General features: G+C 71.7%; 18 protein-coding genes. 8 read left to right on the top strand and 10 right to left on the bottom strand.

Going from position 1 to position 19,288, the window contains the following annotated elements:
- Positions 1 to 2: 2 nt before the first annotated feature.
- The 4 genes from ACZ4IF_RS28700 to trhA form a co-directional block, all read right to left on the bottom strand.
- A complete protein-coding gene (locus ACZ4IF_RS28700; protein WP_467567903.1) occupies positions 3 to 731 on the bottom strand; it encodes a Mut7-C RNAse domain-containing protein in 729 nt (242 codons plus the stop codon).
- Positions 732 to 743: 12 nt separating this feature from the next.
- Entirely contained in the window at positions 744 to 1,430 is a 687-nt protein-coding gene (locus ACZ4IF_RS28695; RefSeq protein ID WP_467567901.1) for a TetR/AcrR family transcriptional regulator, read from the bottom strand.
- Positions 1,427 to 2,995, bottom strand: coding sequence for an MFS transporter (locus ACZ4IF_RS28690; protein ID WP_467567899.1), 1,569 nt, complete (start codon positions 2,993 to 2,995; stop codon positions 1,427 to 1,429). Before ACZ4IF_RS28690 ends, ACZ4IF_RS28695 begins: the two co-directional genes overlap by 4 nt.
- Positions 2,996 to 3,144: 149 nt before the next feature.
- Complete coding sequence (gene trhA / locus ACZ4IF_RS28685; protein ID WP_467567897.1) at positions 3,145 to 3,858, bottom strand: PAQR family membrane homeostasis protein TrhA; 714 nt, start codon at positions 3,856 to 3,858, stop codon at positions 3,145 to 3,147.
- A 458-nt stretch (positions 3,859 to 4,316) separates the two neighbouring features.
- On the opposite strand from trhA, the gene ACZ4IF_RS28680 reads away from it, so the two are divergent.
- From ACZ4IF_RS28680 to ACZ4IF_RS28650, 7 genes are all read left to right on the top strand, one after another.
- The gene (locus ACZ4IF_RS28680; protein ID WP_467567895.1) at positions 4,317 to 6,152 is read left to right on the top strand and encodes a phosphoenolpyruvate carboxykinase (GTP); all 1,836 of its coding nucleotides are present in this window, start codon (positions 4,317 to 4,319) and stop codon (positions 6,150 to 6,152) included.
- 265 nt (positions 6,153 to 6,417) lie between these two features.
- Entirely contained in the window at positions 6,418 to 7,404 is a 987-nt protein-coding gene (locus tag ACZ4IF_RS28675) for a serine/threonine-protein kinase (protein ID WP_359493873.1), read from the top strand.
- Positions 7,391 to 7,855: a hypothetical protein gene (locus ACZ4IF_RS28670; RefSeq protein WP_467567893.1), complete on the top strand. Its 465-nt coding sequence runs from the start codon at positions 7,391 to 7,393 to the stop codon at positions 7,853 to 7,855. The genes ACZ4IF_RS28675 and ACZ4IF_RS28670 overlap by 14 nt, the downstream gene beginning before the upstream one ends.
- A gap of 117 nt (positions 7,856 to 7,972) precedes the next feature.
- Positions 7,973 to 9,160, top strand: coding sequence for a hypothetical protein (locus tag ACZ4IF_RS28665; RefSeq protein ID WP_467567891.1), 1,188 nt, complete (start codon positions 7,973 to 7,975; stop codon positions 9,158 to 9,160).
- A gap of 15 nt (positions 9,161 to 9,175) precedes the next feature.
- A complete protein-coding gene (locus ACZ4IF_RS28660; RefSeq protein ID WP_467567889.1) occupies positions 9,176 to 9,937 on the top strand; it encodes a vWA domain-containing protein in 762 nt (253 codons plus the stop codon).
- Positions 9,938 to 9,940: 3 nt separating this feature from the next.
- Entirely contained in the window at positions 9,941 to 10,747 is an 807-nt protein-coding gene (locus ACZ4IF_RS28655) for a PP2C family serine/threonine-protein phosphatase (RefSeq protein WP_467567887.1), read from the top strand.
- Positions 10,744 to 11,916 carry a hypothetical protein gene (locus ACZ4IF_RS28650; protein WP_359493883.1) on the top strand — a complete coding sequence of 391 codons (1,173 nt, stop codon included), beginning with the start codon at positions 10,744 to 10,746 and terminating at the stop codon, positions 11,914 to 11,916. Before ACZ4IF_RS28655 ends, ACZ4IF_RS28650 begins: the two co-directional genes overlap by 4 nt.
- A gap of 91 nt (positions 11,917 to 12,007) precedes the next feature.
- Here the strand turns inward: ACZ4IF_RS28650 and ACZ4IF_RS28645 are convergent, their stop codons facing one another.
- The 6 genes from ACZ4IF_RS28645 to ACZ4IF_RS28620 all read right to left on the bottom strand — a co-directional run bounded on the left by ACZ4IF_RS28645 (position 12,008) and on the right by ACZ4IF_RS28620 (position 18,389).
- Positions 12,008 to 12,616 carry a hypothetical protein gene (locus ACZ4IF_RS28645; RefSeq protein ID WP_467567885.1) on the bottom strand — a complete coding sequence of 203 codons (609 nt, stop codon included), beginning with the start codon at positions 12,614 to 12,616 and terminating at the stop codon, positions 12,008 to 12,010.
- Positions 12,603 to 14,138, bottom strand: coding sequence for a substrate-binding and vWA domain-containing protein (locus tag ACZ4IF_RS28640; RefSeq protein ID WP_467567883.1), 1,536 nt, complete (start codon positions 14,136 to 14,138; stop codon positions 12,603 to 12,605). Before ACZ4IF_RS28640 ends, ACZ4IF_RS28645 begins: the two co-directional genes overlap by 14 nt.
- Positions 14,135 to 15,310: a toxic anion resistance protein gene (locus tag ACZ4IF_RS28635; RefSeq protein ID WP_467567881.1), complete on the bottom strand. Its 1,176-nt coding sequence runs from the start codon at positions 15,308 to 15,310 to the stop codon at positions 14,135 to 14,137. Before ACZ4IF_RS28635 ends, ACZ4IF_RS28640 begins: the two co-directional genes overlap by 4 nt.
- 13 nt (positions 15,311 to 15,323) lie before the next feature.
- Entirely contained in the window at positions 15,324 to 16,403 is a 1,080-nt protein-coding gene (locus ACZ4IF_RS28630) for a hypothetical protein (protein WP_467567879.1), read from the bottom strand.
- A 248-nt stretch (positions 16,404 to 16,651) separates the two neighbouring features.
- A complete protein-coding gene (locus ACZ4IF_RS28625) occupies positions 16,652 to 17,074 on the bottom strand; it encodes an SCO4983 family protein (RefSeq protein ID WP_359493896.1) in 423 nt (140 codons plus the stop codon).
- A 103-nt stretch (positions 17,075 to 17,177) separates the two neighbouring features.
- On the bottom strand, positions 17,178 to 18,389 hold the full coding sequence (locus tag ACZ4IF_RS28620) for a pyridoxal phosphate-dependent aminotransferase (RefSeq protein WP_467567877.1): 1,212 nt from the start codon (positions 18,387 to 18,389) through the stop codon (positions 17,178 to 17,180).
- 126 nt (positions 18,390 to 18,515) lie between these two features.
- Between ACZ4IF_RS28620 and ACZ4IF_RS28615 the strand changes: the two genes are divergently transcribed.
- Complete coding sequence (locus ACZ4IF_RS28615) at positions 18,516 to 19,250, top strand: hypothetical protein (protein WP_467567875.1); 735 nt, start codon at positions 18,516 to 18,518, stop codon at positions 19,248 to 19,250.
- Positions 19,251 to 19,288: the final 38 nt, after the last annotated feature.

Below are 19,288 nucleotides of genomic sequence, written 5' to 3'. Positions count from 1 at the left end.
CCTCAGCGGCTCCCGAACTCCGCCAGGGCGCGCACCACGATGGCCTCCAGACGGTCGTGGTGCGCGCCCTTCCAGTAGGCGCGCCCGCATTCTCCGCACTGCGCGAAGACGTCGTACGACCGCTGGGTGCCGCCCTCCAGCTGGTCCGCGACCTGCTCCTTGGTGGCCTCGACGAGCAGGCCGTTGCACGCGGTGCAGCGCGTCCACGGCCTCAGCTCCGGCGCGAACCGGCCGAGGACGTCACGGAGTTGGTCGTCGGGCCGGGTGCTGTAGACGTAGGCGCCCGCCCACAGCTCACGGCGGCGCAGCAGGCCGCGGTCACGGCTGAGCATGACGCGCCGCTCGGCCGCGGACCGGGCGGCGAGCGCCGGGTCGCCGATGTCCGTGGACTCGTACGCCGTGTCGACGCCCAGCAGCCGCAGCCGGCGGGCGAGCGTGCCGAGGTGGACGTCGAGGAGGAAGCGGAGCGGGGCGCCGGGAACCCGCTGCGGGCGCTCGACCGCCCGCACCCGGACCGATTCGCCGGCCGCCGGGATGTGCGAGAAGGACACCGGTCGCCCGTCCACGACCAGGGCTCCCACCTCGGTCAGCGGGACGCCCAGCGACTCGACGACATGGCCGAGCGTGGAGGATCCGTCGGTGCCCACGGCGGTGGCGCCCGTGCGTCGCGCGTGCGGGACGAACATCCCCAGTTCGGGGGCGAATTCGACGTCGATCTCCGGTCCGTTCACCCCGTCAGCATGTCATGCGGGGTGCCCCTGGGGCCTGGGGGTTCTTGCGCCCGCGGTCTTGCCGGCCGCGCCGCCCAGACCGTGCTCCAGGACGTCCACCGCCCGGTCCACGACCTCGGCGAAGTCCTCGCGATGGCCACCCTCGGCCCAGTACAGGGAGGTCTCCATCAGGCCGCCGATCAGCGACATCGCGAAGACCCGCACCTCCAGACCCTCCGGGTCGAGGCCGGTGCGCTCGCCGATGGCCCCGCACAGCAGTCTGCCGGTGACCGACATGCTCTCCATCATCCGGGAGCGCACGGCGGGCACCTCCACCATCAGCCGGGTGCGCAGCCGGGTCACCTCCGGCCCCTCGTTGTCGCCCAGGGCGATGGCCTTGCGCAGCACGTACCGCAGGGAGTCGAACCACGGCTCGTCCGCGGGGCGCGCGCGGAGCTCCTCTTCGAGCATCGGGTCGTACTCGTCGGTGAGGACGATGTCCTCCTTGGTCGGGAAGTAGCGGAACACCGTGGACGGTGAGACCTCGGCCGCCTCCGCGATCTGTTCGATGGTGGTCGCGTCGTACCCCTGCCGCTGGATCAGCCGGTATGTCGCGTCACGGATCGCGGTCCGGGTCTTCATCTTCTTCCGCTCGCGGAGCCCGGGCCGGGGCCCCGCGGCGGAGGCGGAACTGTGTGCGGTGGCGGCCATGGTGTTCATTGTCCGGCATCGGCCGGTGCCGGGGCCATGCCGGTGTGCGGCTCGGGCGCGGGGCCGGGCGCCGGTTCGGGGTTGCGCAGCAGTGCCGCGGCCGGCAGGGCGGTCAGCAGCGCGGCGACACCGCTGACCAGCAGGACCAGGTCCATGCCGTGGATGTACGCGGCGTCCGCGGAGGCGGCCAGCGCGTGGTCGCCGAGCCGGCCGGCGACCACATGGGCGCCGACCACGGAGTCGCCGGCCGCGTCGGCGGCGGCGGGCGGCAGGGCGGAGGTGTCGAGGCGGTCGGCGTAGGCGCTCGCGAGGAGCGAGCCGAGCAGGGCGATGCCGGTCGCGCTGCCCACCTGGCGCACCGTCATCAGCAGCCCGGAGCCGCTGCCGGCCCGGTCGCGGGGGAGCGCGCCGATGGCGGCGGACATCGCGGGCACCACGGCGAAACCGAAGCCGAGTCCGGCCACGGACAGCCACAGGGCGGTGAAGCCGTAGCCGTCGTCGACGGAGGTGCGGCTGCCGAGGATCGCGGCGAAGGCGAGGACGACGAGACCCGCGCTGATCACGGCGCGTGGCCCGAACCGCGCCAGCACCGGGCCCGCGGCGCGGGACGCGATCAGCAGTCCGCCCATCATCGGCAGCATCCGTACACCCGTGCCGAACGCGTCGTGCCCGAGCACCGCCTGGAGGTACTGCGGCAGCACGAACATCAGGCCCGACAGTACGAACATGACCAGCGTCGCGGCCAGCGTGTTCAGGAGGAAACCGCGCTGGGCGAGCAGGGAGAGATCGAGCATCGGGCGGACACTGCGGCGCTCGCGCAGGACGAGCAGCGCGACCAGGCCGAGCGCGGCGCCGAGCAGGCCGAGGACCAGCGGGTCGCCCCAGCCGCGGTGCGGGGCCTCGATGATCGCGTAGATCAGGATGCTGAGTCCGGCCGCGGTGAGGGCGGTGGACACGGTGTCGACCTCGGGGGAGGAGGGATCGCGGGTCTCGGGGAGCAGGAACAGGCAGGCCGTGATGCCGATGGCCGCCATGGGCACGTTGACCACGAAGACCGAGCCCCACCAGAAGTGGTCGAGCAGCCAGCCGCCGACGATCGGGCCGAGCGGCAGCCCCAGCGCGGAGGCGGCCGAGACCGCGCCGACCGCCTTGGTCTGCTCGTCCGGTCCGAACAGCGAGGGCAGCACGGCCAAGGCGAGCGGCATCACGAGCGCGCCGCCGATCCCCATCAGCGCGCGGGCGACGATCACCCAGGCGACGTCGTCGACGAGGGCGCCCACCAGGGATCCGGCGAGGAAGACGCCGAGGCCGGCGATGAGCATGCGGCGCCGCCCGAAGCGGTCGCCGAGCAGGCCCGCCGGGAGCATCAGCGCGGCGAAGACGACGACGTACGCGTCCGCCGTCCACTGCTGCTCGCCCGTGGAGGCGCCCAGGTCCCGGGCCATCGTCGGCAGTGCCACATTGAGGATCGTCAGGTCGAAACCGAGCACGAGCAGGCTCGCGACCAGGGCCCCGAGGGCCCACCAGCGGCGGGGGTCGCGCCCTGCGGCGCCGTCATCTGTGAGAGTCACCATGAAATGAAAGTAGCTCTCAAAAAGTTGTGTCTGTCAATATGGGTTCAGGGCAGGAGATGGCCCCGGGGCGGTCCGGAAGTCGTGTCCGGGTACGACGAAGGGCCGCGGCTCGAAAGCCGCGGCCCTTCGGTGCAGGGAGGTCTCAGGGGCTATCCGTGCTGGTAGGCCACCAGTGAGATGCCGACGTAGTGCACGACGAACGCCGCGAGGGTGAAGGAGTGGAAGACCTCGTGGAAGCCGAACCAGCGCGGTGACGGGTTCGGCCGCTTGATGCCGTAGATGACCCCGCCCGCGCTGTAGAGCAGGCCGCCGACGATGACGAGGACGAGGACCGCGATCCCGCCCGCGCGCATGAAGTCCGGGAGGAAGAAGACGGCCGCCCAGCCCATGGCGATGTAGCAGGGGGTGTAGAGCCAGCGCGGCGCGCCGACCCAGAACACCCGGAAGACGATGCCGGCGGCCGCGGCGGCCCAGATCCCCCACAGGAGCCACTGCCCCTTGGTGCTCGGCAGCAGCAGCATGGTCAGCGGGGTGTAGGTGCCCGCGATGATCAGGAAGATGTTGGCGTGGTCGAGCCTGCGCAGGACGCCGTCCATGCGGGGGCTCCAGTTCCCCCGGTGGTACAGCGCGCTCACGCCGAACAGCAGGCAGGCCGTCAGGACGTAGATCCCGCAGGCGATACGGCCGCGGGTGGAGTCCGCGAGGGCCGTGAGCACCAGGCCCGAGACGAGGACGGCCGGGAACATGCCGAGGTGCAGCCAGCCGCGCAGTTTGGGCTTGACCGGATGCGACGGGGAGAGCGCATCGGGACCGCGGCCGTCGGCCGGCGAGTCCGTGGGCGCGTCGGGGACGGACGCAGTCATGCGCGCATGGTACCTACGGAACCGTAAGTTACGTATCAGGGCGGCGTGATGGAACGCCGTTAGTGGCCATGCTCTCACGCGAGCGGCCGGAGCGCCCGGGGGGTGCCGCGGGGCGGCCGGCCTCCGGCGCGGTCCGGGTCTCCGGCCGTGTCCGTGCGCGCGTCGCGTGCTCCGCGGGGTGTCCGGGCGGCGGGGAGCGCCGGCCTGGCCCGCGCAGGTGACCCGCCCCGGCCCGCGGGTACCCGGGTGAACCCCGGGTGTGCGGGAGGAAACCTTCGGGCGAGTGGCGATGCTCACTCCGCTCAGGTGTGAGGACCTCTGGACATATGCGCGGATGCGTCGGATGATCAAATGAGTGCGGTCGGCACCGGATGAGCGCCAGAGATCGACAACCGTGAAGCATCCGGGTCGCAGCCCCCACGGGGCACAACAACAAAACCCCTCATTTAGGAGCAATCGTGGCGCGCGACATCGCGGCTCCCACAACCGCCGTCCCCACCAACCACCAGGAACTGATCTCGTGGGTCAACGAGATCGCAGCACTGACCGAGCCGGACAGCGTGGTCTGGTGTGACGGATCCGAGGCCGAGTACGAGCGACTGAGCGAGGAGCTCGTCCGCAAGGGCACCTTCAAGAAGCTCGACCCGATCAAGCGCCCCAACTCGTACTACGCCGCCTCCGACCCGACCGATGTCGCGCGGGTCGAGGACCGGACGTTCATCTGCTCCGAGAAGGAAGCGGACGCGGGCCCGACCAACCACTGGAAGGCCCCCGCCGAGATGCGGGAGATCTTCTCCGGCGAGGGCGGGCAGGGCGGCATCTTCCGCGGCTCGATGAGGGGCCGGACGATGTACGTCGTCCCGTTCTGCATGGGCCCCCTCGGCTCCGACCTCTCCGCGATAGGCGTCGAGATCACCGACTCCGCCTACGTCGCCGTGTCCATGCGCACCATGACCCGCATGGGACAGCCGGTCCTCGACGAACTCGGCTCCGACGGCTTCTTCGTGCGTGCCGTGCACACGCTCGGAGCGCCGCTCGCCGAGGGCGAGGAGGACGTGCCGTGGCCGTGCAACTCCACGAAGTACATCTCCCACTTCCCCGAGACCCGCGAGATCTGGTCGTACGGCTCGGGCTACGGCGGCAACGCGCTGCTCGGCAAGAAGTGCTACGCCCTGCGCATCGCCTCCGTCATGGCGCGCGACGAGGGCTGGCTCGCCGAGCACATGCTCATCCTCAAACTGACCCCGCCGCAGGGCGAGTCCAAGTACGTCGCCGCAGCCTTCCCGAGCGCCTGCGGCAAGACCAACCTCGCCATGCTGGAGCCCACGATCTCCGGCTGGACGGTCGAGACCATCGGCGACGACATCGCCTGGATGCGGTTCGGCGAGGACGGCCGCCTCTACGCGATCAACCCCGAGGCCGGCTTCTTCGGCGTCGCGCCCGGCACCGGTGAGCACACCAACGCCAACGCGATGAAGACGCTGTGGGGCAACTCCGTCTTCACCAACGTCGCGCTGACCGACGACAACGACATCTGGTGGGAGGGCATGACGGAGGAGACTCCGGCCCACCTCACCGACTGGAAGGGCAACGACTGGACGCCTGAGTCCGGCACGCCCGCCGCGCACCCGAACGCCCGCTTCACGGTGCCCGCCTCGCAGTGCCCGATCATCGCGCCCGAGTGGGAGGACCCCAAGGGCGTGCCGATCTCGGCGATCCTCTTCGGCGGCCGCCGGGCCACCGCGGTCCCGCTGGTCACCGAGTCCTTCGACTGGAACCACGGTGTCTTCCTCGGCGCGAACGTCGCCTCCGAGAAGACCGCCGCCGCCGAGGGCAAGGTCGGCGAGCTGCGCCGCGACCCGTTCGCGATGCTGCCGTTCTGCGGCTACAACATGGGCGACTACATGGGCCACTGGGTCGACGTCGCCAAGGACAAGGACCAGTCGAAGCTCCCGAAGATCTACTACGTGAACTGGTTCCGCAAGAACGACGCGGGCAAGTTCGTGTGGCCGGGCTTCGGCGAGAACAGCCGCGTCCTGAAGTGGATCGTGGACCGCCTGGACGGCCGGGCCGAGGGCGTCGAGACGCCGATCGGCATCCTGCCGGCCAAGGGCGCCCTCGACACCAAGGGGCTCGAACTGTCCGAGTCGGACCTCGACTTCCTGCTCACCGTCGACAAGGACGTGTGGCGCGAGGAGGCCGCTCTGGTGCCCGAGCACCTCAACACCTTCGGCGACCACACCCCGAAGGAACTGTGGGACGAGTACCACGCGCTGGTGCAGCGCCTGGGCTGAGTCCCCGTACAGACTCCGCGGCCGGTTTGGATGTGCCCTGACCAGCGATCGTCACGACCGGCCGCGGTGAAGACCACCTCACAAGAGCCGGGGCCCCGCACAACGGTGTGCGGGGCCCCGGCTCTTCCCGTGCTCCCCGCCACCCCCGCCCGTCCCCGGGGCCGTGGCGACCGGTGCGCGGAACGTGCCGGACCGGCTGAAAAAGTCGCATGTTCGCGGGACACTCCTGACATCCTGCAACTAACCCCGAAATGAGGTGAGCGGGGTGCGCACACCGGTCAGCGATCCCATGAAGATCGGGCCCTACCGCATCGTGGGACGGCTCGGTTCCGGCGGGATGGGATGGGTGTATCTCGGACGATCGCCGGCCGGGCGTGAGGTCGCCGTGAAGGTGGTGCGGCCGGAACTGGCGGCCGAGCACGAGTTCCGGGAGCGGTTCGCCCGCGAGGTCGCCGCGGCACGCGTGGTGGGCGGCGCCTACACCGCGGCCGTGGTCGACGCCGACACGGAGGCCGAACTCCCCTGGCTGGCCACGATGTACGTGCCCGGTCCCTCGCTCGCCGAGGCGGTCCGCACCGACGGGCCGCTGCCCGAGCCGCAGGTGCGCCGGCTCGGCGCGGGCCTGGTGGAGGCGCTCCAGGCCATCCACGCCGCCCGCGTCGTGCACCGCGACCTGAAACCGGCGAACGTGCTCCTCGCCTCCGACGGTCCGCGCGTCATCGACTTCGGGATCTCCCGGGTGGACGGCGCTCCCGGCCTCACCCAGGTCGGCGTGGTCGTCGGCACCCCGCCCTTCATGTCGCCGGAACAGATCAAGGGGGCCCCGGTGGGCCCGCCGAGCGACGTGTTCTCCCTCGGCGGCGTCCTGGTGTACGCGCTCACCGGCCGTCCGCCGCACGGCAGCGGCGAGGCGGTGCGCTACCGGGTCGTGCTGGCCGAACCCGAACTCGACGGAGTTCCCGCGGGGATGCGGGAACTGGTCTCCGGGTGCCTGGCCAAGCAGCCGCAGGACCGGCCCGCACTGGACACGCTGCTCGCCGACCTGCTGGAGCAGACCCCGAAACCGGCCTCCTGGCCCCCGCCGACCGTGGCGCACAGCATCAAGGTGCGCACCCATGAACTGGCGAACCGGCGCCGGCAGAGCGTCAGCGAGTCCGTGCCGTCCTGCCTGCTGCTGCACGCGCAGGCGCTGCTCGACGCCGGTCTGACCGACAGGATGGTCGCCGAGGCGGTGGGCCGTGGCGACGCCTGAGTCCTTTCCCGGCCGGGGCCACGACATCCTCGAGATCGGCACGCACTGGCGGCAGTTGGTACAGAACTGGGTGGCCAGGCGGAATTACCACACCGCGACCGACACCGTTTCCGTTTCCATGCAATTCGATCTGAAGGAAACGGGACGGATGGTCACCGTGAGATTCATGACGACCAAACGGCTTCTCGTCGCGTTCGCGACCGACGGTCATTATCTGCGCCAGGATCAACTGGCCGTCGCCGCCGCGGCGGCGAACGCATGGAATACCGAACAGTTGAACCCCATGTTGTCCGTATGGGACGTACGCGGACCACGCCCCTGCCTGGCCGGAGTGTGCGACCTCCCGCTGACCTGCCGCATGACCCAAACGGATTTCGATGCTTTGGCCAGTGATTGGGTGGAACGGGCGCGGCAGATGTTCGCCCGCTGCCATCAGGTATTCAAGTTGTAGAAGTGAAATCCGTCATGTGGCCCGAACCCCTTCCGGACGCCCACCGGTTGGCCCCAATATGGGCGAGTGCCTTTCAAGGTGACGGGGGTGCGCCTTTCAGGCCACGGGGGGTTGCCCATGCGGCGTTCGTTCTGCTCCATCGCGCTTTCCGGAATGCTGCTCGCGGTGGGTCCGGCGGCCGCCGCGGCGGTACCGGGATCGGCGGCCGACGCGTCCTGCGGAAAGGATTTCAGGGAGCGTCTCCAGTGCTGGTCGCGGAACATCCGCGACGGCACCGTACGGGTCACGCTCGACGAACCGGTGCGGTTCGACGGCAGCGCGCAGGAACGCAGGGCCGTCGAGGGCGCCCTGTGGCGCGACCGCGCCGACCTCGTCGTCGAGGTGCCGAACAACCGGCACACCGGAGGCGGCGGCACCGCGCTGCTCCTGCTGGCGAACGCGACCGGCCGGCTCGTCGAGCCGGACGCCACGATCGACCGGCTGCCCGCCGAGGCCGTGAGCGAACTGACGACCCTCCAGGCCTGCCGGCCCAAGAACCCCAAGAACCTGTGCGCCCGGCTCGCCAAGGGCCCGCTGCGGGGTGCCGACCTGATCGCCGAGCACCTGGCGGCCGACCTCTCCGAGCACACGTACGCCATCGCCGGGCCCTCCGGCCCGCCGTTCGGTGGCACGGGCACCCCCTCGGGCACGTCCAGGAACACCGAGAAGGCCGACGGCAAGCAGTCGTCCGGGGCGGGCAAGGGCGCGGACAAGGGTGCGGACAAGGGGTCCGACCAGGCCTCGGACGCCGGCTGGGACACCGCCACCCAGATCCTCGCGGTCCTGTGCGTCCTGCTCGTCGTCCTGCTCGCCGCCCTGCTGTTCCTGATCCGCCGGTCCTCCCGCGCGGTGGGCACCCTGTCCCGCCGTGCCCTCGCCGCACCCGGCGTCGGGGCCGTCCCGCCCACCACGGCACCCACCCGCCGGCGCGACGAGACCACCACCCGCCCGGGCGACGGGACCACCGTCGGCCCGCGCGACGAGACCACCACCCGCCTCAGGGTGACACCGGCCCCCCGGTACGGACGCCGCGTCGGCAACGTGCCCGGCCCCGCCAGGTCGGCCGTGGTCCGCACCGAACTGCACCCGCAGGGCTACGTCGAGATCGACCGTGTCCTCTACCGGGCGGTGTGGGCGGAGCCCGGCCGGCCGCCGCCCGCCCCCGGCGGGCTGGTCGACGTCACCGACGCGCGAGAACGGGACTCCGACGTCCTGTACGCGTTCCCGCCGGCCACCGGACGGCACGCCAACGGCACGAGGACCTGAGACCGGGAGACACAGATGCACAGCGAGTACCCGCCCACGTTGCCGGCGGAGTATGCCGACATCGAGTTCGAGAACAACGCGCAGCGGCTGCCGCTCGTGCTCTGCCTCGACACGTCGAGCTCCATGGCCGGACAGCCCATCCAGACGCTCAACAACGCGCTCATGGAGTGGACCCGGGAACTGCACGACGACGTCAGCCTCAGCTACAGCGTGGAGGTCGCCGTGGTCACCTTCGGCGGCCAGGGCGTCGCCGCCTGGCGCGGTCCCCAACTCCTCGCCCCCCGCGCCCCGGTGAGTCCCTTCGTGCCCGCGCACACCTTCCAGCCGCCGCAGCTCACCGCCGCCGGGGTGACCCTGATGACGGAGGCGCTGGAGCTGTCGATGCACATCGTCGCGGCCCGCAAGGCCGAGCTGCGGGCCTCCGGCCTCCAGTACTACCGGCCGCAGATCTGCCTGGTCACCGACGGGCTGCCGACCGACGGCACGGGGCATCTCACCGACTCCTGGCACCGGTTGATCCCCGTCCTCGCCGACGAGCAGCGCGCCCGCCGCTTCCGGCTGTACGCGATAGGCGTCGGCGGCATCACCGACATGGGAGAGCAGGTGCTCCGGGCCTTCGCGCCGAAGTTCAACGCCCGGCTCCAGGGATTCCCCTTCCGCGAGCTGCTCCAGATGATGTCCGCCAGCGCGAACGCCGAACAGAAGGGCGCGGGCGACGAGGTCTTCGAGAAGATCTTCAGCCAGTTCAAGACGCAGCGCCCGGCCTGGGAATCCTGACCGATGGCCACCGTCGACGAGCGGGAGACGCCGTGGCGGATCCACGGCATGAGCGTCGAGGGCTACCGCCACCGCCGCCAGGGACTGCCCTGCCAGGACGCCTGCGCCTTCGCCGTGTCGCCGTCGGTGGCGGTCCTCGCGGTCGCGGACGGCGCCGGCAGCAGGCCGCGCTCCGGGGAGGGGTCTCGGCTCGCGGTGGAGCTGGCCGCGGAGCACTTCGCGCGGCGGGCCGCCGCGGCGGCGGACTGCCACCCCGGCGAGGCCGTCCACGAACTGCTGGAGGACGCCTTCCACGACGTCAGCAAGGTGTTCCTGGACCGGACCGGGGCCGAGGCCGCGGACTTCGCCACCACCCTCACCGTCGTGGTGCTGACGCAGGGCTGGCTGGGTCATCTCACCGTGGGCGACGGCTTCGTCGTGCTGCGGGCGGGCGCGGAGGACGGCGAGCGGCAGTTCCATCTGCTGCCGCAGGCGATGGCGGTGAGCGAGTACAGCAACGAGACGGTGTTCCTCACCTCGCCGGACGCGGCCCGCTGGGTGCACACCGACTGCGTGTCCGACGAGGGGATCGACGGGGTGCTGCTGTCCACCGACGGACTCGTACAGGCCGCGCTGAACCGCGCGGGCGGCGGCACGCCGTCCCCGAACGTCTCGTTCGTCGACGCCGTGTTCCGCTCCCTCGACGCCCCCGGCCCGGTCACCGACAGCGCCCACGAGGGCCTGGCGACCCTGCTGAGGTCGGACCGCCTGACCGCCCTGAACGCCGACGACAAGACACTGCTGCGAGCCGTGCTCAAGGCGCGGCCATGAGCGGGCTCACGGTGTTCCTCGACGGGAAGCCGGTCACCCTCGCGGAACTGCCGCTGAAGGGTGGCGGCCAGGCCGCCGTGTTCCCGGTCGTCGGCGACGACGGCATCGTGGTGAAGCTCTACCGGGAGCCGCCCGGCCTGGAGCAGGAGCGGCGGCTGATGCGGATGCTGACCATGTCCCCGCTGGCCGCCCGTCCCACCGACCGCTCCCAGCCGCCCGAACTGGCCTGGCCCACCGCGCTCGCCCGGGGCCCGCAGGGGGAGTTCCTCGGCTACGCCATGCGCCGCTTCGGCGAACCCGATCACGTGCAGGTCATCGGCCTGTTCACCCGCGCCCAGCGCCTCAAGCTGTTCCCCGACCGGGCCGACTGGCGCTTCCTGCTCGGCGTCGCCTGGAACCTCGCCTTCATGACCGCCCGCATGCACTACGACAACCTCGTCATCGGCGACTTCTCCAGCAGCAACGTGGTCGTCGACGCCAACGGCTTCGTCACCTTCCTGGACTGCGACTCGATCGCCTTCAACGACCCGGTGAACGGGGAGCTCTTCCCCTGCCTGATGCACACCACCGACTACTCGTCCCCCGAGCGGCAGGCAGGCGGCCCCGCCACCCGCGCCACCGACGACTTCGCCCTCGCCGTCCTCGTCTACCAGCTGCTGACGGCAGGCAACCACCCCTTCGGGGGCGTCCCGCACGACAGCGCCTCCGAGTCCACCGTCAAGGACAACATCGCCGCCAGCTGCTCCTACGTCGTACGCCCGGAGCGCGTGGTCATCCCGCGCGGCACCATCGACCCGTCCGTGCTGCCCCCCGAACTGCTCACCCTGGCCCGCGCCGCCTTCGGCCCCGGCGTGCACGCGCCCGCCGCACGCCCTCCGGCGGAGGCGTGGCTGCGCGCGCTGGACAAGGAGCGGTCCCTGGTGCGGGTCTGCCCGAGCCGCCCGTTGCACACCTTCGGCTCCCATCTCACGTCCTGTCCGTGGTGCACCCGGGCGGCGACCACCGGGCACGACGTGTTCAACGGGCCGGCGCCGGTGTCCGTACCCGTGCCGGACCCGCGGCGGGGACAGGACCCGGGTGACCCGGACGGACCGTGGCCCGCGGCCCTCAAGGTCGCCGTGCTGATCGCGGTGCTGGTGGTCCTGGTGATCATCGGGCTCCTGAGCTGACGGCACCCGGGCACGCCCGTACGGCGCCCACGGCACGCCCGTACGGCGCCGCGGCGGGACCGGTGCCGTGCCCGCCGCACGCGGCGTGACGTCACTGGGCGCGGCCCCGGTCCTCCAGATAGCGCGTGTGCGACTCCTGCCGGCGTGCCTCGACCTCCCGCAGCGTCGTCGCGAGCCGGTCCGACTCCTCGTGCAGCAGGGTGAGCTGGCGCTCCAGATGGCGTTCCGGCGGTTCGGTGCCCGGTGCCAGCCGGGTCCACCACCTCGTCCGTACGAAGGTGTCGACGGCCTCGGGGATGTCCTGCCGTACCGCCCGGGACAGCATGTGCACGCCCTCCGGGTCCTGGGCGAGGACCTCGGCGACCCAGCCGGGGTCCAGCAGCGCCGCGAGGAGTCCGGTCAGCTCGGTGAGCCGTCCCGCCGCGGCCGGCGGCAGCTCGACGCCGTCCAGATACTCGCGCAGCGTCCCGAAGTCCCCGCGCAGTGCCTCCAGTTGGGCGGACGGATCGGGGAAGTCCGGGAGGGCGGGGCGCTCGGGCGGGGTGATCAGCGCGCCCGCGCCGTACAGGCCCGCGACGACGAAGGGCCAGTACGGGCCCGCGAGTCCGGTGAAGGTCAGCGCCAGGCCGAGGAGCCCGCACGCGCTGCCGGCGAGGTTCTTGCGGGATTCGAGGAAGCGGACGAGCCTACTGGTAGCCACGGATCTCCTCGAAGGCGCCGTCGAGCGAGCCCTTGCGGGCGTCGAAGAGACGGCCGCCCGTCAGGTCGGCGATGTGCTGGAGCTCGCTCCGGTCGGAGTCGCCGAACAGGATGGGGAAGACCGGGATCTCGCGTCGCCCCGCGGGGAGCCGGCGGTAGAAGCCGTCGAACTCCCGGGGGCCCGCGCCCGTCGTGTTCTCGCCGTCCGTCATCAGCACGATCGACGTGAACGTGTCGCCGTCGGACCCGAGATGTCCGTACGCCTTCTCCAGCGACGTGTAGATCGCGGTGTCGCCGTCGGCGGTGAGCCCGCGGGTGTCCTCGCGGATGCCGTCGAGCCCGGTCTCCGGGTCCTCGGGCCGGACCACGTGCGTGCGGACGCTCTTGACCTTCGAGCCGAACGGCATCAGCGTCACCTCCTCGCGGTCGCGGAAGTCGCCCGTCAGATCGGTCAGCGCCTTCTTCAGCCGGCCGAGCCGGTCGCCGCCCATCGAGCCGGAGGTGTCGAGGACGTAGACGGTCCGCGACGGCCGGCGGAGCTTGTTCTCGTACGAGTCGAGGAGGCGGTCGGCGACGGAACGGCTTCCGGGGAAAGGGAGTTCACGCCGCCTGCTCGTGTCGAGCCCGGGCGCCGGGGGCACCGAGGCGACGACCGGACGGCGGTGCGTACGCCGGGTGATCTCCCGCTGGACGGCCGGGGTGCGCAGGGCCTCGGCGAGGCGGCGCACGGTCTCGCGGGTGTCCGCCGAGCCGGTGGCGAGCGAGGAGAGGGGGTAGTCGGCGGTGACCACGCCGTCGCGCGGCCGGATCACCGTCAGTCCCTTCACCCCCGCCAGCACCGACTCGTAGTTGAACAGCGCGTCCACGGTGCCGCGCCGCCGGTACGCGGTGGCCAGCCAGCCCGAGGAACCCGACGTCAGCTGCTGTCCCGCGAAGAACTCCCGCAGCCGCGGGGTCGCCTTCCGCACGTCCGCGTCCGTGAGCGCCGACTGCGCGCCGGACAGGCCCGAGGCCACCGAGATCAGCGTGGAGAAGCCGGAGTTGGAACGCGCGGGGTCGGTCATCCCGTACGTCAGCTTCCCGTCCGCCACGGCCTTCTCGACCTGGGACCAGGTGACGTCGTCCGGATTCCAGCCCAGCGCGGTCATGGTGGCCGGCTTCACCCCGATGGCCACCGGGCTCGACATGACGGGCGTCTCCGAGACCACCCGGCGCGCCGCGTCCGGACGCAGCCGCAGATAGTCGTTCGACGACAGCCACAGCGCGTCGTACGACCGGGCCGCCCCGCCCTTCGCCAGCAGGTCGACGGCGGCGAGCGTGCCCAGGTAGGTCGGCTTCACCGTGATGCCGGTGTCCTCGTGGATCCGGTCGAGGACCGGCTTCATGTCGCCGAGTTCGCTGGAGGCGAGGATCCGCAGGGTGCCGGGCTCGGGTGTCCCGCCGCCGGACTTCTCGTCCTCGGGTGCCGTGCACGCCGCGACCGCGAGGAGGGCCACGACGGCGCACGCCGCGCGTCGTCTCATCCGAGCCCGCCTTCCAGCGCGCCCCGCGACCGGCTGCGCTCCAGATAGGCGCCGGCGTGCTGGAGCTCGGCCGTCAGGGAGTCGACCGTCGCGGCCATCGACTCCGTCGCCTGGACCTTGTACGTGTCGATCGCGTCGAGCGTGCGGTAGATCTGCTGGAAGGCGCTGCGCAGGGTCTCCGCGCCGACGGCGGGGTCGGCGGCGATCCGCTGGATCTCGCCGCTCTGGGTGGCGAGCATCTCGGCGTTGCCGCGGATGAGGTCCTCGGTGGTGCCGCGCAGGGCGTTGACCTGGTCGACGACCTTGCGCTGGTCGTCCAGGGCGGAGGCCAGCATCACGGAGATGCGCAGGGCGGAGACGGTGGTGGTGGCCGCGCGGTCGACGCCCTTGATCAGCTCGTCGTTGTTGCGCCGCACCACGTCCATGGCGAGGTAGCCCTGGGCGCACACGGCGAGCTGGGTGAGCAGGTCCTGGTGCTTCTGGCGCACCGGGAACAGCACGTCGGAGCGGAGGCTGTCGGCCTGCGCCGGGTCCGTGGTCCCGACGCCCGCGATGTGCTCCTCGACGGCCGTGTCCAGGGCCTGGGTGAGGACGACGTACTCCTGGAGCTGACCCATCGTCTCCCACAGGCGGACCCGCTCGGTCTGCAACGCCGCGTTGTCCCGGCGCAGTTCGTCCTGGCCGCCGCGCAGCGAGCCGACGATCTTGTTCAGGGTGCCCTGTGCGGAGGCGTACTTGGCGACGTGGTCGCGCAGCCTGTCGCCGCCGGGGAGCCGAGAGAGCAACTTCCTCCCCTTGCTCGCGGGCAGGTCCCGCGGGTCCAGGTCCTCGACCACGCGCCGGAGTTCGACGAGGGATCCGGCGACATGGGACTGGGCGTCCTCGCCCTTGCCGGGCAGGCTGCGCAGCGTGCGCTCCAGCATGCGGTTGGACTGTGCGGCGGCGCCCCGCATCTCCCCGGCGCCCAGACCCGTGATCTCGCCGACCTTTCCGGCGAACTCGGGGGAGCGGGCGTCGAGGCCCGCGAGTCCGCCGACGTACTCGGCGGCGCGGCGCGCCATCTCGTCCCGCACGGACGGTTCGACGGGGACGAGCCCGCCGGCCCTCTCGCGGGGCACGGCCGAGACGGCCTCCGGCGGTGTGAGAGTGAACTCGTGTTCTGTGCTGGTCACTTGGTGCTTCCCCCTAGTTCCCGGCCCGGCGCGCCATCTCGTGCAGCACCTTGGAGGCGGGCACGGGCGCCTGCCGGACGCCGGTCAGCTTCTGATTGAGGTACGAGGTGCGGCCCGCGGTCGCCGCGGTGAACTCGGCGGTCGCGCCCTGCGGCCGGAACCCGTGCCGGACGGCGAGTCTGCGCAGCGTCGGGTCGGTGCTGAGGAGTTCACCGAGCGCGCGGCCGGCATCGGTGAGCGGGACCACCGTGTGGTCGCTGTTGGCCGTGGTGTCCGGGTACAGGACGGTGAGGTCGCCCGCGTCCCGTCCGCCGTCCTCGCCGAGCAGCGCGGCGACCTGGGACTCGTAGACGAGGACGAGCGGATTGCCCGCGCCGCTGATGAAGTCCCGGAACGCCGCGTCCGTGCTGGACTGCTGGGCGCCCTGCACGCTGATGAGCTTGCGCATCAGGGGCGCGGTGCGCTCTACGTCGGCGGTGGAGGCCGCTACGCGTCCCTTGTCGGCCACGTAGGAGGCGGCGGCGAGGTAGAGGGCACCGGAGTTGGAGGTGGCCGGGTCGGTGGTGGCGATGTAGAGCGTGCCGGTCAGCTCACCGTGTGCCGCGGCGCCCTTGAGCTGCTGCCAGGTCCGGTCGTGCCGGGCCGCGTCGAGACAGGCCCCCATCTTGAGGGTGCCGGTGTTCCTGTCGAGGGTGGCGAGTCCGTTGGCGGCGAGGACCTGTGCCGCGCTGCGGTGCGCCACGACGACGACCGGCGAGTAGAAGGGCCTCGGCAGCGGCTGCCGCGCGTGGTACTTGCCGGCGAGCTCGTCGGCCGGTGCCTGGCTGGACGGAAACGCGAAGTCGTACCCCTTGAGGTCGAGCCCTTCCATGGCCCAGGATCCGGACGTCTCCGTCTTCACGGTGTAGCCCTTGGCGGCCAGGGCCTTCACCACGTCGGGATCGGCGAAGAACTCCGCCTTCTCCGATCCGATCACTCCTCGCACGGTCTTCGTTGCCGTGCCCTTGTCCTGACCTTCGCGGCCTGCGACGACGGCTGCTGCCACTCCGCCGATCAACAGCACCGCCAGGACGATTCCTGCGATACGTCTCACGCCTGGAGCGTGCGCCTCGGAACCCAACGTTCCCGGTCTCGGCGGGTGAACAGGGGGTGACCACCGGGTCCCGGTACGCAACCGGACGGGGCGCCTCCTGCCGGCGTGCACGGCGCACCCCACCACCCTGTCTCACCCGTCCGGATGGCCGTGCGCTCCGGACCGCGGGGTGCGGGACATATGGCGCCCGGTCCGCGCGTCGCTGCGGGTGCACGCGGACCGGGGCCGTCAAGGGGGAGCCCGGAGGCTCAGTGGGGCGCGAGCTCGCGGGGCTCGGCGACCGGGGCATGGGCGTCCATGCGCTCGGCGGCGAGGATCGCCGCCGCGGTGTCGGCGCGGGACGCCGCGACGACGAGGGCGCGTCCGGCGAGCGCGTGCGCCCGCTGGTGGAGCGCCACCAGATGCGGTTCGTGCAGGGCGGCGGCCACCGCGGCACGCACCGGTGTCGCTCCGCCCCGCAGCCGCGCCACCTGCGCGGTGAGCCGCTCGGCGGCCGCGTCCAGGTCGGCGCAGGGCGCGAGAGCGCGGATCTCGTCCGTGACCGCGAGCAGCGCCGCGAGGTGACCGGCGAGCTGGATGTCCAGCTCCTCCTCGCGCGACCGGTGGGGGAAGTCCGAGGAAGTGGTGCCGGCCATCGTGTGGACCGACTTGGTGCGGATCGGTTCGTACATGGGATGGCCTCCTGTGCTCTGACAGGAAACCATCCTAGCTTGGATTTCGTCTAAAGTTGAGCCGAGTCGCAGATTTGTGCACAGTGCGCACACAGCGTGAGCGTCAGTGCTGCGTGTAGCCGTCCAGGAACTTCCCGATCCGCGTCACCGCGTCCGTCAGATCGGCGACCGCCGGCAGGGTGACCACCCGGAAGTGGTCCGCCTCGGGCCAGTTGAAGCCCGTCCCCTGCACGACCATGATCTTCTCCCGGCGCAGCAGGTCGAGGACCATCTGCCGGTCGTCCTTGATCTTGAAGACCTTGGGGTCCAGGCGCGGGAAGAGATACAGCGCGCCCTTCGGCTTGACGCACGTCACGCCCGGGATCTGCGTCAGCAGCTCGTAGGCGACGTCCCGTTGCTCCATCAGCCGGCCGCCGGGCAGTACCAGGTCGTTGATCGTCTGCCGTCCGCTCAGCGCGGCCACCACTCCGTGCTGGCCCGGCATGTTCGCGCACAGGCGCATGTTCGCGAGGATCGTCAGCCCCTCGATGTACGACTCGGCGTGCGCGCGCGGCCCGGAGACCGACATCCAGCCCACCCGGTAGCCCGCCACCCGGTACGCCTTCGACATGCCGTTGAAGGTGAGGGTGAGCAGGTCGGGGGCCACCGCCGCCGTCGCCGTGTGCGTCGCCTCGTCGTAGAGGATCTTGTCGTAGATCTCGTCGGAACAGACCAGCAGATTGTGCCGCCGGGCGATGTCGGTGAGCCCCCGGATCATCGCCTCGTCGTAGACCGCACCCGTCGGGTTGTTCGGGTTGATGATGACGATCGCCTTGGTGCGGTCGGTGACCTTCCGCTCCACGTCGGCGAGGTCGGGCATCCAGTCGGACTGCTCGTCGCAGCGGTAGTGCACCGCGGTACCGCCGGACAGGGACACGGCCGCCGTCCACAGCGGATAGTCCGGGGCGGGCACCAGGACCTCGTCGCCGTCGTCCAGCAGGGCCTGCATCGCCATCACGATCAGCTCGGAGACGCCGTTGCCGATGAAGACGTGCTCGACGTCCGTCTCGATGCCCAGCGTCTGGTTGTGCATGACGACGGCCCGGCGCGCGGCGAGCAGGCCCTTGGCGTCGCCGTACCCGTGCGCGGAGGAGACGTTGCGGAGGATGTCCTCCAGGATCTCCGGCGGGCACTCGAACCCGAAGGCGGCCGGGTTGCCCGTGTTGAGCTTGAGGATGCGGTGACCGGCTGCTTCCAGCCGCATCGCCTCCTCAAGAACCGGACCCCGGATCTCGTAGCAGACGTTGGCGAGCTTCGTGGACTGGATCACCTGCATGTCCGTGAGCTTACGGCCGCGTAACGCATGGTGGGGGGTGTTTTCCACCACGTGAGACGTGCCGGTTCCGTCGCTTTCGTCCCCGGGCTGGGCCCGGACCCCTTGCGGTCTCTACAATCCGCCCCCATGTCCTGGCAGCCCGGCGACCCCGAGAACCAGCCGAAGGTGTACCTCCCGCAGAGCGACGGCGAGGGCTCCCCGGCCTATGACACCTACGCCGACCCGGCCGAGGCGCACGGCTGGCAGGAGGGATACGACGGCGTCGGCGACACGGCCGCCGGTGACGCCGCCGACGGGTCGCCGGCCCCCGCGGACAGTGACACCGGACAGGAGCGGGACGCGGTGCGGGACCCGGCCGACGACGACCCCGCACCGGCGTGGGACGCGGCGTGGAACCCGGCCGCCGGCGACGCGGCGGGCCGCCGCGACCGGCTGCACCGCCGCCGTCGCACCCGGCTGGTCCGCCGGCTCGCCGTGGGCGCCGGAGCCGTGTGCGTCGTCGTCCTCGGGGCGGCGCTCTCGGGAGCCTTCGACTCGGCACCGTCCGGGAGCCCGGCGCCCGCGGGGCGCGGCGCGGGCGACGGCGCCGGTGACGACTCCGAGGTCCCGGCCGTCCCGTCCGCGGGTGCGGGGGGCCGCGTCACGGACGGCGCGACCGCGAGCGGAACGCCCGGCGGGTCCGCCTCCGCGACCCGGGACGCCACGCCTTCCGCGACGGCTACGGCCTCGCCCTCGTCGTCCGGCGCTCCGAAGGTCACCGCGTCCCCGAGCCCCACGGCCACCGGAACGTCCTCGTCGGGCCCCGGCAACTCCAACGGCCGCCCCGGTCACGGCCAGGGTGCCACCAAGCGGCCCAAGTAGCCCTGCGGCTCTCCCGCCGGCGCATACCCGGAAGCCGA

Source organism: Streptomyces sp. NPDC025784, assembly GCF_055558435.1.
Note: the sequence above shows the minus strand (reverse complement) of the source record. Positions and strands in the feature narration are given on the sequence as shown.